The 14,324-nt window shown below is 59.6% G+C and carries 12 protein-coding genes; 3 read left to right on the forward strand and 9 right to left on the reverse strand.

Annotation, left to right across the window (positions count from 1 at the left end; all coding sequences use genetic code 11):
* Positions 1 to 187: 187 nt before the first annotated feature.
* Positions 188 to 2,137 (forward strand): BCCT family transporter, encoded by a 1,950-nt coding sequence (locus tag FQ185_RS04505; RefSeq protein WP_256730368.1) that lies wholly within the window; start codon positions 188 to 190, stop codon positions 2,135 to 2,137.
* A 157-nt stretch (positions 2,138 to 2,294) separates the two neighbouring features.
* On the opposite strand, the gene choV is transcribed toward FQ185_RS04505, so the two are convergent.
* The 3 genes from choV to FQ185_RS04520 all read right to left on the reverse strand — a co-directional run bounded on the left by choV (position 2,295) and on the right by FQ185_RS04520 (position 5,343).
* A complete protein-coding gene (choV, locus tag FQ185_RS04510; protein ID WP_149416445.1) occupies positions 2,295 to 3,473 on the reverse strand; it encodes a choline ABC transporter ATP-binding protein in 1,179 nt (392 codons plus the stop codon).
* Positions 3,470 to 4,315, reverse strand: coding sequence for a choline ABC transporter permease subunit (gene choW, locus FQ185_RS04515; RefSeq protein WP_149416446.1), 846 nt, complete (start codon positions 4,313 to 4,315; stop codon positions 3,470 to 3,472). Before choW ends, choV begins: the two co-directional genes overlap by 4 nt.
* Before the next feature lie 77 nt (positions 4,316 to 4,392).
* Entirely contained in the window at positions 4,393 to 5,343 is a 951-nt protein-coding gene (locus FQ185_RS04520; RefSeq protein WP_149416447.1) for a choline ABC transporter substrate-binding protein, read from the reverse strand.
* Between the two features lie 435 nt (positions 5,344 to 5,778).
* Between FQ185_RS04520 and FQ185_RS04525 the strand changes: the two genes are divergently transcribed.
* A complete protein-coding gene (locus FQ185_RS04525) occupies positions 5,779 to 7,155 on the forward strand; it encodes an L-serine ammonia-lyase (protein ID WP_149416448.1) in 1,377 nt (458 codons plus the stop codon).
* A gap of 535 nt (positions 7,156 to 7,690) precedes the next feature.
* Complete coding sequence (locus tag FQ185_RS04530) at positions 7,691 to 8,794, forward strand: GlxA family transcriptional regulator (RefSeq protein WP_149416449.1); 1,104 nt, start codon at positions 7,691 to 7,693, stop codon at positions 8,792 to 8,794.
* A gap of 52 nt (positions 8,795 to 8,846) precedes the next feature.
* On the opposite strand, the gene FQ185_RS04535 is transcribed toward FQ185_RS04530, so the two are convergent.
* The 6 genes from FQ185_RS04535 to FQ185_RS04565 all read right to left on the reverse strand — a co-directional run bounded on the left by FQ185_RS04535 (position 8,847) and on the right by FQ185_RS04565 (position 14,310).
* Complete coding sequence (locus FQ185_RS04535; RefSeq protein WP_149416450.1) at positions 8,847 to 9,110, reverse strand: hypothetical protein; 264 nt, start codon at positions 9,108 to 9,110, stop codon at positions 8,847 to 8,849.
* Positions 9,111 to 9,498: 388 nt separating this feature from the next.
* Complete coding sequence (locus tag FQ185_RS04545; protein ID WP_149416452.1) at positions 9,499 to 10,662, reverse strand: gamma-butyrobetaine dioxygenase; 1,164 nt, start codon at positions 10,660 to 10,662, stop codon at positions 9,499 to 9,501.
* Between the two features lie 13 nt (positions 10,663 to 10,675).
* Positions 10,676 to 11,152, reverse strand: a complete 477-nt coding sequence (locus tag FQ185_RS04550; protein ID WP_149416453.1) for a thioesterase family protein — start codon at positions 11,150 to 11,152, stop codon at positions 10,676 to 10,678.
* Between the two features lie 143 nt (positions 11,153 to 11,295).
* On the reverse strand, positions 11,296 to 12,261 hold the full coding sequence (locus FQ185_RS04555; protein ID WP_149416454.1) for an L-carnitine dehydrogenase: 966 nt from the start codon (positions 12,259 to 12,261) through the stop codon (positions 11,296 to 11,298).
* 142 nt (positions 12,262 to 12,403) lie between these two features.
* On the reverse strand, positions 12,404 to 13,291 hold the full coding sequence (locus tag FQ185_RS04560) for a 3-keto-5-aminohexanoate cleavage protein (protein ID WP_149416455.1): 888 nt from the start codon (positions 13,289 to 13,291) through the stop codon (positions 12,404 to 12,406).
* 74 nt (positions 13,292 to 13,365) lie between these two features.
* Complete coding sequence (locus tag FQ185_RS04565; RefSeq protein WP_149416456.1) at positions 13,366 to 14,310, reverse strand: choline ABC transporter substrate-binding protein; 945 nt, start codon at positions 14,308 to 14,310, stop codon at positions 13,366 to 13,368.
* Positions 14,311 to 14,324: the final 14 nt, after the last annotated feature.

A 14,324-nucleotide genomic window follows, 5' to 3' on the forward strand; every position in this document is an offset into this window, starting at 1 on the left:
GGCGCTCCCGGGCTTCGGGCTTTTTTCGGGGTGTCTTTATATCACCCGCCGGTCGGCTGCCAACTAACCGATTGGTCGGGTACCGCGTTGCCTTGTGTTCTTCTCCCGCACTGCCCGGAGCATCTGTGCCATGAGTTCTGCCTCTCTTATAAAGACCCCGCCCGAGAAGGTGACGGTCAACGGTTGGGTGTTCTACACCTCTACCGCGTTGATCCTGTTGTTGACCGCCATTCTGATCATCGCCCCGCAAGAGGCCGGCAGATTGCTCGGTATTGCCCAGGCCTGGTTGTCGCGCAGCTTCGGCTGGTACTACATGGTGGTGATCGCCGCTTACCTGGTTTTTGTGGTCGGCCTGGCGTTTTCTTCCTACGGCAAACTCAAGCTGGGCAGCAAGGACGACACCCCGGACTTCAGCTACGGCGCCTGGGCGGGGATGCTGTTCTCGTCGGGGATCGGCATTTCGCTGTTGTACTTCGGTGCTTCCGAGCCTCTGGACCACTACTTCAACCCGCCGGAAGGCGTGGCCGGCAGCAACCTCGCGGCACGTCAGGCGGTTCAGCTGACGTTCCTGCACTGGGGCCTGCATGGCTGGGCGATTTACGCGTTGGTCGGCCTGGCTGTGGCGTACTTTGCTTACCGTCATAACCAGCCGCTGGCGTTGCGTTCGGCGTTGTATCCGCTGGTGGGTGAGCGTTGGGTCAAAGGCGCGGCCGGTCATGCGGTGGACGGCTTCGGCATGTTTGTGACCCTGCTGGGTCTGGTGACGAACCTGGGGATTGGTTCGCTGCAAGTGTCGTCGGGGCTGGAAAACCTGTTCGGCATGGAACACAGCAACACCAACCTGCTGATCGTGATCATCGTAATGAGCACCGTGGCGACCATCGCTGCCGTGTCTGGCGTGGAAAACGGCATCCGTCGTTTGTCCAACCTGAACATCGTGCTGTTCAGCGGTCTGCTGATTTTCGTCTTGTTGTTCGGCCCGACCTTGCACCTGCTCAACGGCTTCGTGCAAAACATCGGTGACTACCTGAACGGCGTGGTGCTGAAGACCTTCGACCTCTATGTGTACGAAGGCGACAGCGAGAAATCTGACCGCTGGTTGGGCCTGTGGACCCTGTTCTACTGGGCCTGGTGGATTTCCTGGGCGCCATTTGTAGGCATGTTTATCGCGCGTATTTCCCGTGGCCGCACGGTGCGTGAACTGGTCGCTGGCGTGCTGCTGATTCCACTGGGTTTCACCCTGGCATGGTTGTCGATTTTCGGTAACTCGGCCCTGGACCTGGTGATGAACCATGGGGCAGTGGAACTCGGGAAGACGGCGCTGGAACAGCCGTCGATGGCGATTTACCAGTTGCTGGAGCATTACCCGGCGTCGAAGGTTGTGATCGGCGTATCGATCTTTGTCGGTTTCGTGCTGTTCCTGACTCCGGCGGATTCCGGCGCGGTGATGATGGCCAACCTTTCGTGCAAGGGCGGTAACGTCGATGAAGATGCGCCGCACTGGCTGCGGATCTTCTGGTCGGCGGTGATTACCCTGGTGACCATCGGCCTGCTGTTCGCCGGTAACTTCGAAGCCATGCAAACCATGGTGGTGCTGGCCGGTTTGCCGTTCTCGGTGGTGCTGGTGTTCTTCATGTTCGGCTTGCACAAGGCGATGCGCCAGGACGTGCAGATCGAACAGGAGCAAGCGGAGCTCGCAGCGCGCGGTCGTCGTGGTTTCAGCGAGCGTTTGACTCAGCTGGACCTGCAACCGAATCAGTCGATCGTGCAGCGCTTTATGGACAAACAAGTCAGCCCGGCGCTGGAAGATGCCGCTGCGCAATTGGGCGCTCAGGGTCTGGACGTGCAAACGTTGCTGGGCAAGTCGAAGCGTTGCATGGGCGTGCGCATCGAGATGGAAGAGGGCAACCCTTTTGTCTACGAAGTGAGCCTGGACGGCTATCTGGCAGCGGCGAGCGACATGGTGTCGGCTGAAAGTGCTGATGAACCGCGCGCACGTTACTACCGTGCCGAGGTGTACCTGCACAACGGCAGCCAGGATTACGACTTGATGGGCTTCACTCAGGATCAGATCACCCGTGACGTGCTCGATCAGTTTGAAAGCCATCGGCAGCTCCTTGGCCGTGTCTATAGCTGAGTTGTGAGAATGCGCGGTGTTTCTGTCTGAAGCACCGCGTCGCTTTCATCGCGGGCTTGCCCGCGAAGGGGGTGTCAGCGCCGATACACCAACGCCCCGATATCCCTATAAACAAAAACGCCGCGATCCTCTCGCGGCGTTTTTTGTGTCTGCTGCCTTACCCCAGGTTCTTGCCGAGCAGTGCGTGATACAGCTCGCTGTCACCGAGAATACCGACCACTTTGTTGTTGTCGTGCAGCACCAGCTTGTTGCCCGTCTGATATCGAATCTGCAGCGCGTCGCGCATGCCGATGTTCGAGTCCACCAGCGTTGGCCGACGACCCAAACCTTCAACCGCCTGCCCAGGAATCCAGTTCTGCAGGTCCAGGCTCGCGCCGTTCTGGCGAGCGCCTTTGATGGTGTTGCCTTCGGCCAGGTCCAGCCACGAATCGCCACCCGGATCCAGACACACCGAACCGTTGATGCGTTTGCAGTTGTCCAGGGTGCGCATCAGGCTGCGACCGCACAAAACGTTCAGCGGGTTGGTGTGGGCCACGAAGGTCCGCACGTAGTCGTCCGCAGGGTTGAGAACGATCTCTTCAGGCTTGCTGTACTGGACGATCCGGCCGTCTTTCATGATTGCGATACGGCTGCCGAGCTTCAGGGCTTCATCGAGGTCGTGGCTCACGAATACGATGGTTTTGTTCAGCTTGCTTTGCAGTTCCAGTAGTTCGTCTTGCAGACCTTGGCGGATCAACGGGTCAAGTGCCGAGAACGGTTCGTCCATCAGCAGAATGTCGGCGTCCATCGCCAGCGCGCGGGCCAGGCCAACACGCTGCTGCATGCCACCGGAGAGCTCGTCGGGTTTCTTATTGCGCCATTGGGTCAGGCCCACCAGCTCAAGCTTTTCATCCACCAGTTTGCGCCGATCCTTTTCCGGACGGCCCTGCATTTCCAGGCCGAAGCTGATGTTCTCGCGAACGGTCAGCCAAGGCATCAGGGCGAATTTCTGGAACACCATCGCGATGCGCTTGGTGCGCATCATTTTCAGCTCTGCCGGGGTGCAGGAGGCGATGTCGATCTGCTTGCCTTCGTGCTCGACGAACAACTTGCCACGGCTGACGGTATTGAGGCCGTTGATGCAGCGCAGCAAGCTGGATTTGCCGGAGCCGGAGAGGCCCATCAGTACGCAGATTTCACCTTTGTCGACGTCCAGGCTGGCTTTTTCGACACCGACGATTTGCCCGGTCTTTTTCAGGATCTGATCGCGGGTCATGCCTTGGTCGAGGAGTTTGAGTGCCTCGCGCGGGTCTTTCGAAAAGATTACGTCAACGTCTTCGAACCGAATAATGCTCATGCGTCACCCCCTACTTTAGCGTCGGGTTGTTTGCAGATACGGTCGAGCATGATCGCCAGCAGTACGATCGCCAGGCCTGCTTCGAAGCCCAGGGCGATATCAGCAGTGTTCAGTGCGTTGACCACGGGTTTGCCCAGGCCATCGGCACCCACCAGTGCCGCGATCACCACCATCGACAGCGACAGCATGATGCACTGGGTGACACCGGCCGCGATGCTTGGCATGGCGTAGGGCAATTCGATGCGCGCGAGCAGTTGACGGCGCGAGCAGCCAAAGGCTTTGCCGGCGTCCATCAATTCTGCGGGAACATCGCGAATGCCCAGGTAGGTCAGGCGGATGGGCGCGGCAATCGCGAACACCACCGTGGAGATCAGACCCGGGACCACACCCAGACCGAAGAGGGTCAGGGTAGGAATGAGGTACACGAAGGTCGGTACGGTCTGCATCAGATCGAGCACCGGACGCATCAGTGTGTAGAACATCGGTTTGTGCGCGGCGACGATGCCCAACGGCACGCCGATGACCACGCAGACCAGGGTTGCGAATAGCACCTGGGCGAGGGTTTCCATGGTTTCCTGCCAGTACCCCAGATTGAGGATCAGCAGGAAGGAGGCGATGACGAAAACGGTCAGGCCCCACTTTCGTTGAATGAAGTGAGCCAGTAGCGCAATGAGGCCGATCAATGCCAGCGGGTTGAACCAGGTCAGCGCAAAAGTCACGCCGTGAATCATCGTTTCCAGTGACACGGCGATTGCGTCGAAGGTGTCGGCGCCGTTTTGCGTCAACCATTCAACGAATCCCGCGATGTACTGGCCTAAGGGTATTTTCTGATCAATCAGCATGGTAGTGAACGTCCGCATGCAAGGAAATAAACAGCCCGGGCGAGCGAACCCGCCCGGCGTAAGCGGTGCTTCTTAATTCAAGGCTGCGCGAGCTTGGCTTTCACGGCCTCCAGGCCTGGTTTACCGTCAATGGTGGTCACGCCAGCGAGCCAGGTATCGAGCACCTGTGGATTCTTCTTGAGCCAGGCCTTGGCGGCCGCGTCAGGCTTCATTTTGTCGTCCAGGATGTTGCCCATCAGCGAGCTTTCCATGTCGACGGTGAATTCCAGGTTTTTCAGCAGCTGACCAACGTTGCTGCATTCCTGGGCATAGCCCTTGCGGGTGTTGGTTGCGACGGTGGCGGCACCGAAGTCTGGGCCGAAGAAATCGTCACCACCGGTCAGGTACTGGATCTTGAAACGCTTGTTCATCGGGTGCGGTGCCCAGCCGAGGAACACGACTGCGGTGTCCCGTTTCTGGGCGCGGTCGACTTGCGACAGCATGCCCGCTTCGCTGGACTCGACGATCTTGAAACCGGCGTCTTTCAGGCCGAAGGCGTTCTTGTCGATCATACTCTGAATCAGACGATTGCCATCGTTACCCGGTTCGATGCCGTAGATCTTGCCGTCGAGTTCTTTCTTGAATTTCGGAATGTCGGCGAAGTCGTGAAGACCTTTGTCGTACAGCGCTTGCGGCACGGCGAGGGTGTACTTGGCGCCTGTGAGGTTGGTGCGTACGACGTCCACGGTGCCGGCATCACGATAAGCCTTGATGTCGTTTTCCATGGTCGGCATCCAGTTACCGAGGAACACGTCCATGTTCTTGCCATCAGCCAGGGACTTGTAGGTTACCGGCACGGAAATCATCGTGGTTTTGGTCTTGTAGCCCAGCGCCTGGAGGACGACGCTGGTGGTCGCGGTCGTTGCGGTAATGTCAGTCCAGCCGACATCGGAGAAGTTTACGGTATCGCACTGAGCCGGTTCTGCGGCTTGCGCCAGAAACGGCAGACTCAGCATGGCGGCCAACAACAACGACGGGGAACCTTTCATGGATGGACTCCTTGGTGTTTTTTTTGGCAGTGTTCCGACTGGACCACCGCACTTATAGGTTGCGGTTGGATGGCGTTTTGGAGACAGCTCTACCACGGCGCCTTGCAATCGAGTCGATACGATCATGTACCAGTGAAAATCTGACGCCTACAGGGGGCGTCGTATCCAGTACAGGGATGGTCGCATCCAGTGTCGGTGACGTCGTTTACAGCTTTTTTCAGCCCCGTTTGCCCACCTGAACCGCAAAAAAACGGCGAAAACGCAGCGTAAAAGGCCCGCGGCGTTGGTGAGCATGAGTGCGTCGGTGTGAGACGTCGAACGACACGGTAAAAGCCTGATGATGCGGCCATCCCGACGGATTGCAGCTTGAGCGTAGCAGCTCCGTCACTGGGCGCTTTTGCGTCTGGAGTTGGCACATCCAGGAGTTCGGCAGTAATGGCTATCAGCGTTTTCGACCTGTTCAAAATCGGCATTGGCCCTTCCAGTTCTCACACCGTGGGGCCTATGCGGGCCGCGGCGTTGTTCGTGCAAGGTTTGCGTGAGCAGGGTCTTTTGGAACAAGTAAGGCGCGTTGAAGTTCAGCTTTATGGTTCGTTGTCGGCCACCGGCATCGGCCACGGCAGTGATAACGCCGTGATCATGGGGCTGATGGGCGAGTGGCCGGATGCGATCGATCCGTCGCAAATCGGTATTCGCATCGAAACCCTGCGCGAAACTCACACGCTGTTGCTCGACGGTCGCCTGTCGGTCCCGTTCATCTGGGGCCGCGACATGCGTCTGATCGACGAAAACCTGCCATTCCATCCCAACGCCATGACCCTGATCGTCGAAGGCGATCACGGTGAGCTGCATCGCGACACCTACTATTCCATTGGCGGCGGTTTTGTCGTCGATGAGGCACAGGCCTCCAGCGGCGTGGTCGATCTGGATCGCACCGTATTACCGTATGACTTTTCCAGCGCCGTCGAACTGCTCAGCCTCTGCCAGAAACACAACCTGCGCGTGGCCGAATTGATGATGGCCAACGAGAGGGTCTGGCGCAGCGAAGAGGAAATTCGCGCCGGCCTGATGACACTCTGGCGCGCCATGCAGGATTGCGTCGACCAAGGCCTCAAGCACGAAGGCATCCTGCCCGGCGGCCTGAATGTGCGCCGTCGTGCGGCCAAACTGCATCGCAGTCTGCAGGAGTTGGGCAAACCCAACGTGATCGGCTCGACGCTGAGCGCGATGGAGTGGGTCAACCTGTTCGCCCTGGCAGTCAACGAAGAAAACGCCGCGGGCGGGCGCATGGTCACGGCACCGACCAACGGCGCGGCGGGGATTATTCCGGCGGTGCTGCACTACTTCATGAAGTTCAGCGAGGTGGTGACTGACGCCAACGTCGTCGACTACTTCCTCAGTGCGGCGGCGGTAGGGATTCTGTGCAAGAAGAACGCTTCGATTTCCGGTGCCGAAGTCGGCTGCCAGGGCGAAGTCGGTTCAGCCTGCGCCATGGCGGCGGCTGGGTTGGCGGAGATTCTCGGCGCCACGCCGGAACAGTTGTGCAACGCGGCGGAAATCGGCCTGGAACACAACCTCGGCCTGACCTGCGACCCGGTCGGCGGGCTGGTGCAAGTGCCGTGCATCGAGCGCAATGCGATTGCCGCGGTGAAAGCCATCAATGCCGCGCAGATGGCGTTGCGGGGCGATGGTCAGCACTTTATCTCGCTGGATCGGGTGATCCGCACCATGCGTGATACCGGGGCGGATATGCATGACAAATATAAAGAGACATCGCGGGGCGGGTTGGCGGTGAGTGCGGTTGAGTGTTGATACCGCGTCGCCCCAATCGCTGGCAAGCCAGCTCCCACAGGGATCTCTGGTGTGAAGGCTATCTATGCGACATAGCAGAACCTTGTGGGAGCTTGCCAGCGATAGTGTCAGACCAGTCAAAACTGCGCGCCAAGTGAACACCGAAATCAAAACGCGCCACGTTTTGGAGCGTCGCTTACAGATAAGCGACTTCCCGAAAGCCAGGATCCAGTTTGGCCATTACCGCCTGTCACCCGTGCTTGTGGTGACACTCTTCTCCAGCACGTCGCAGCCCTGTTCCCACAAGTGCTACCGATTTGCTCACGCGCTACGGAACAGAGCGTTTGCTTCCATTGATGGCACTTATAACCCCCACTCACGGCGCGGCTTATATAGACGCGCCGCGACGTCGTTTTCAGGAGTTATTGAACGGCCATTCAATTTTAGGCATGGCATTTGCTCTGTCATTACAAAGCCCGTCTCCACGCGAGAACGATGGCAATAACAAGAGCCTCCGCCTGAGGCCATCACCCGCTTTGTGTGAGGAGATACCGCGATGACGACGTTCAACTCCGGGGCCCAACCCCAGAACCGTGCGCCTCAATCCATCGGCTTTTTGCTGCTGGACAATTTCACGCTTATTTCTCTGGCCTCCGCAGTCGAACCCCTGCGCATGGCCAACCAATTGTCCGGTCGCGAGCTGTATCGCTGGACCACACTCACCGTCGATGGTGGTCAGGTCTGGGCCAGTGATGGTCTGCAGATCACCCCCGACTGCTCCATGCACAAAGCGCCTGCCCTGGACACCATCATTGTCTGCGGCGGAATCGGCATCCAGCGCACTGTTACTCGCGAACACGTGTCGTGGCTGCAAAGCCAGGCGCGTCAGTCGCGCCGTCTCGGTGCTGTTTGTACCGGCAGCTGGGCCCTGGCGTGCGCCGGCCTGCTGGACGGTTTCGATTGCAGCGTGCACTGGGAATGCCTGGCCGCTATGCAGGAAGCGTTTCCGCGTGTGGCCATGAGCACCCGGTTGTTCACCCTCGACCGTAACCGTTTCACCAGTTCCGGCGGCACCGCGCCGCTGGACATGATGCTGCACCTGATCAGCCGCGATCATGGTCGTGAACTGTCGGCAGCCATCTCGGAAATGTTCGTCTATGAGCGCATCCGCAACGAGCAGGATCACCAGCGTGTGCCGCTCAAGCACATGCTTGGTACCAACCAGCCGAAGTTGCAGGAAATCGTCGCGCTGATGGAAGCCAACCTGGAAGAGCCGATCGACCTCGACGAACTGGCGGTGTACGTCGCTGTGTCGCGTCGTCAGCTGGAGCGGCTGTTCCAGAAATACCTGCACTGCTCGCCGTCGCGTTACTACCTGAAACTGCGTTTGATCCGTGCTCGGCAACTGCTCAAGCAAACACCGATGTCGATCATCGAAGTGGCGTCGGTATGTGGTTTCGTTTCCACGCCGCACTTCTCCAAGTGCTACCGCGAATACTTCGGCATTCCACCGCGTGACGAGCGCGTAGGTTCCAACACCACGCAACAAGTGGCGATGATGCCGCTGCCGCAAGCGTTGGTGCTGTCGCCGTTGTCCGGGCCGTTGTCGGCGTTGAGTCAGGCGCGCAACGAGTCGACGTTTGCCAGCGTAAGGCTCTGACGCTCTGATCGTTCCCACGCAGAGCGTGGGAACGATCATGGCGAGGCGATACTCAGGCGCTACGGCTCTGCTGATACTCCGCCAACGCGGGCAGCAATTGCCTGTCGATGGCTTGGCGCACGGCCGGCAGGATGGTCGCGCTGCTGGTGTACATCTGCTTGACCATGGTCCGCAGTTCCGTTGCCCGTTCGTTGTTCAAACCCCGTACCGCGCATTCGCAGGCCTGCTCGGCGGTTGCACCAGGGGGCACTGCAAACCCTAACGCCTTGAGCTGGCCCAACAGGTCTTCCTGGTCAATCAAATCGGCATACATCATGACGCAATCCTTCTTCAGGGAACGGTGTCGTGGTTCGATTCTCGTAGGGGTACGGAGTGGCGGCAAGGACGATTTGTCGCAATGGCCGCAATACCTATGAACAGGTCGTTTTCGGCTAACTTGCGAGAAGGGAGAGTGGGCACACTGGGATCAGCTGGCTTCACGAAGGTTTGGTCACCCTCGCGCAACGGCTCCTCAACAGTACCCTCCTCAGCTCCGATCCTGTCACGGCTTGATCGGGGTTTTTTTTGCCTGTGAATCAGGGAGGAATGAGGTGTTTGAGCCGACGCCATCGCGAGCAGGCTCACTCCCACATTCGACCGCATTCTCCTGTTAGAACTCGGTCAACTGTGGGAGTGAGCCTGCTCGCGATGAACGATGACGCGGTCTAGCGTTGCAACACAAGGATGCGCGACAACAACTCATCACGATCGACATAGCACCCCTGAAAATGCCGGGCGCCGGTGGCGGGGTCGAAAGCGTTGCGGGCGTGGAGGGTGCGGCGGTTGTCGAAACACCACATTTCGCCGGGATTTAACCGCGTCATCACCCGGAATCGCATTTCCCGGGTCATCGCAATAAAGCGGCGGTAGGCATGATAGAGAGCGGGCATCTGCTCGACCGAAGCATCGAACGGGCCGCGCAGAAAGTTCGCCATGCGGATTTCCGACACCTGCCCCAATGCATCCAGGGCAATGATCGGTGCGAGGCAGCGGTAGTCGCTGTGGCGGTCTTTGTTGCGGAGCTCCACGGGGATTTCACACAAGGCTTTAAACGCCTCGGGATCTTCCTGGCACAGGGCTTCGGCGATGGCAAAACCATCAACGAAAATACTCTCGCCACCCTCGGCGTCATTCACCAGGCAATGCAGAAATTGCAGCCCCGGTTGCAGCTCCCGAGTCGGCAAATCGCTGTGCAACGGCAGGTTAAAAGCGGTGTAGGCATTGCTGTCGGCATCGGCCTTGGATTGCACGTTGAACAGCACGCCGAAATTGCTCTCGCGGATGAAGGAAATCCGTTGGGCAATCAGCTTCAGCGAACCCGGTTCGGTGGGCACGCCACGGACCTGGGTCAGGCCGATATCGCGCACCGCCAGCAGCCATTGCAGCAACGCGTCGTTGTCATTCATCAACGCCTGATACTCGAACACCGGCAGCTTCAGATGGTTGTCCCACAGCTGACTTTTCGGCTTGGGGGCGCGGCGTTCGGCGCGGGATTCATCGTCATAGGCATGGGCGCGCAACCAGCCTGGATCGAAGCGGCTGAGGTGGCCGTCCTGCCAGTCGACGCAGAGGCATCCTTGCGCATCGACGCTTGCCTGAGTCGCGATCAGGTTTTCTTCGACGTCGACAATTTCCAGCACTTGCTCGCGGGTCACGGTGTAGACGCACAGCGGGCACGGACAGTTGTCGCGCAACCACTGATGATGAAAGGGGCTGACCCTGCCGTCGGCCCACTTCACTTGAATTCGATCCGTCAGTGTTTGCACGGCGGTTAACGCGCTGATCAACGGGTAGGTACGGAAGTCGGCAAAAGCGGCGGCGGTGTTCATGGCGATCTCCTTGTTATTTTTGGGGGGGTAAAGCGATCACTCGACCAATGTAGGCGGGGGCGGGAAGGCCGGTTTGCTCAGCGACGATGGCTTGCAGCTTGCTCAAGGTTTCTTCGCAGAACGGCGCGGATCGCGGCCCGGCGAGGTCGACGTGCAGCAGCATTTGCTCGTTGCCTGCCAGTTCCTTGTCATCGCCCACCAGATGCAGGCTGTGATAGAGGTGCAGGCGTTTGCCGTCGTGGCCGATGATGTGGGTGTGCACTTCAACATCGGCGTCGAGCTTCACTTCGTGCAGGTAATTGAGGTGCAGTTCGAGGGTGAACAGCGAGTTACCGCTGGCTTCGCGGTTGTTGCTGTCCATGCCGAGGCGATCCATCAGCGCGTCGGTAGCGTAGCTGAAGATGAGCAGGTAGAACGCGTCGCGCAGGTGGCCGTTGTAATCGACCCAATCCGGGATGATTTTGGTTTGGTAGGTGGTGAGGGTGGGCATGATTCTCTCCAGGCAGGATCGGGGATGATCGTTCCCACGCTCCGCGTGGGAATGCCTCAATGGACGCTCTGCGTCCGCTCTTTGGAACGCGGAGCGTCCCGGGCTGCATTCCCACGCAGAGCGTGGGAACGATCAGTGCGCAGTTACTCGCTGAACGCCATCCCGTGCTTTTCCTTGGTGGTTTTCACCGCCTCCAGCACTGCCAGCAAGCAATCATCACGATAGCGCTCCAGCGCCGAAATGCTGTGCGTGCCCAACTGCTCACTGGTGCCATCCACCACATCATCGATCAACTTGTCGGTCAGCTCCGGCGCCGGCAAATATGTCCACGGCAATTGCAACGCCGGACCGAACTGCGCCATGAAGTGGCGCATGCCCGCGTCGCCACCCGCCAGGGTGTAAGTCAAAAACGTACCCATGAACGACCAGCGCAGCCCCGCGCCAAAGCGGATCGCATCGTCAATCTCACCGGTGGTCGCCACGCCGTCGTTGACCAGGTGCAACGCTTCACGCCACAGCGCTTCCAGCAAGCGGTCAGCGATAAACCCGGGCACTTCCTTGCGCACATGCAACGGGCGCATGCCCAAGGATTTGTAAACTTTCATCGCCGCTTGAACGGCTTCAGGCGCGGTGTTTTTGCCGCCGACCACTTCGACCAATGGCAGCAAGTAAACCGGGTTGAACGGGTGCCCGACCACGCAGCGTTCCGGGTGCGTCGAATTCTCGTAGAACTCGCTTGGCAACAGGCCCGACGTACTTGAACCGATCAGCGCATCGGGCTTGGCCGCGGCGCTGATCTTGCTGTGCAGTTCCAGTTTCAGGTCCAGACGCTCAGGGGCGCTTTCCTGAATGAAGTCCGCATCACGCACGCATTCTTCAATCGTCGCGACAAAGCGCAGTCGATCCTGCGATGCGCCGGGTGCCAGGCCTTGTTTCGCAAGCGCTCCCCAGGCATTGGCGACGCGCTTGCGCAGGGCCGCTTCGGCACCAGGCGCCGGGTCCCAGGCGACCACGTCGAGGCCGTGGGCGAGGGCGCGGGACACCCAACCGCTGCCGATGACACCGCTGCCCAGAGCGGCGAAGGTTTTGATTTCGGTGATAAAGCTCATGGTCACTTCCTGAATTTGGCTCGGAAAAAACTGTGGGAGCGAGCCTGCTCGCGATGGCGTCGGTACATCCGATGCATCAATTGAGGCAGGTAAACCGCTATCGCGAGCAGGCTCACTCCCACAGGGGGAAAGTGTGTAAGGGTCAACTGCGCTTGGTCAGGCCCATTTTTTCCCGGCCTTCAGCCGGCGTCAGAACGCGAGCGCCAAGACGGCTGAGGATCTCCGAGGCGCGTTCGACCAGTTGGCCGTTGGTCGCCAGCACGCCCTTGTCCAGCCAGATGTTGTCTTCCAGGCCGACCCGCACGTTGCCGCCCAGCAGCACGGCTTGCGCGGCCATCGGCATTTGCATGCGACCGATGCCAAACCCGGCCCAGACTGCATTGGCAGGCAGGTTGTCGACCATGGCTTTCATGGTGGTGGTGTCGGCCGGTGCGCCCCACGGGATGCCCAGGCAGAGCTGGAACAGCGGGTCGTCGAGCAGACCTTCCTTGATCAACTGTTTGGCGAACCACAGGTGACCGGTGTCGAAAATTTCCAGCTCGGCCTTCACGCCCAGCTCTTGAATGCGTTTGGCGCCAGCGCGCAGCTGGGCAGGGGTGGACACGTAAATGGTGTCGCCGTCGCCGAAGTTCAGGGTGCCGCAATCGAGCGTGCAGATTTCCGGCAGCAGTGCTTCAACATGGGCCAGACGGGTCAGCGGGCCGACCAGGTCGGTGTTGGGGCCGAACTCCATCGGGTTCTCACCGGCGCCGATTTCCAGGTCGCCGCCCATGCCGGCGGTAAGGTTGACGATGATGTCTACGTCGGCTTCGCGGATGCGCTCCATCACTTCGCGATACAGCGCTACATCACGGCTGAATTTGCCGGTTTCGGGGTTACGAACGTGGCAGTGAACGACCGTGGCTCCGGCCTTGGCGGCTTCCACGGCGGCCGCGGCGATTTGTTTCGGGGTGACCGGCACGTGTGGGCTCTTGCTGGTCGTGTCGCCAGCACCGGTGAGTGCGCAGGTGATGATGACGTCGTGGTTCATGAGGCGGGTTCCTTGCAGGCGTGATGATTCCGTTCGCAGCCCGGTCGGGCTGCGAGGCGGTGGTTCAATCAGGTTTATTTGGTCGTCAGTTTCAGGTTTTCAGCCGCTGGTTTGCCATCGAAGGTGGTCACGCCTTCGAGCCAGCGTTGCTTGTCTTGCGGGTGATCCTTCAGCCATTGCTTGGCTGATTCGAAGGCGTCCTTGTGATCCAGCAGCGGCTGCATCATCCGGCTCTCGTCTTCGGCGGTGTAGGTCAGGTTGCTCAGCAGGCGACCGATGTTCGGGCATTGCTGGGCGTAGTTCGGCGAGGTAACGGTCCAGACGGTGGCCATGCCTTCGTTCGGGCCCAGGGCGTCTTCACTGCCGGTGAGGTAAGTCATTTGCACGTTGACGTTCATTGGGTGCGGCGCCCAGCCGAAGAACACCACGGCTTCCTTGCGCCGCACGGCGCGATCCACCGCCGCGAGCATGCCGGCTTCGCTGGATTCGACCAGTTGGAACTTGCCGAGGCCAAACTGGTTCTTGGCGATCATCGCCTTGATCTGGGTGTTGGCGCCCGAGCCTGGCTCGATGCCGTAGATTTTGCCGCCCAGTTCTTTTTCGAACTTGGCGATGTCGGCGAAGGTTTTCAGGCCCTTGTCGGCGAGGTAAGTCGGTACGGCAAGGGTGGCGCGGGCGTCCTTGAGGCTTGGCGCCTCAAGCACCTTGACCTGCTTGGCATCGACGAACGGGGTGATGGTCTGGGTCATCAGCGGGTTCCAGTAGCCCAGGAACAAGTCCAGGCGCTGGTCGCGGATCCCGGCGAAGATGATTTGCTGGGAGGCGCTGGTTTGTTTGGTGTTGTAGCCGAGGCCGTCGAGCAGGACCTGGGTCATGGCACTGGTGGCGATCACGTCGGTCCAGTTCACTACGCCCATGCGTACGTTCTGGCACGATGCGGGTTCGGCCGCCATGACACTGGCGCTCAAGAAAGCGGTACCGCTGAGTGCAAGAACACAGCTGCTGATCAGTCGTTTCATGTCGGGTTCCTCGG

It is taken from the genome of Pseudomonas sp. ANT_H12B (assembly GCF_008369325.1).
Taxonomy (GTDB): Bacteria; Pseudomonadota; Gammaproteobacteria; order Pseudomonadales; family Pseudomonadaceae; genus Aquipseudomonas.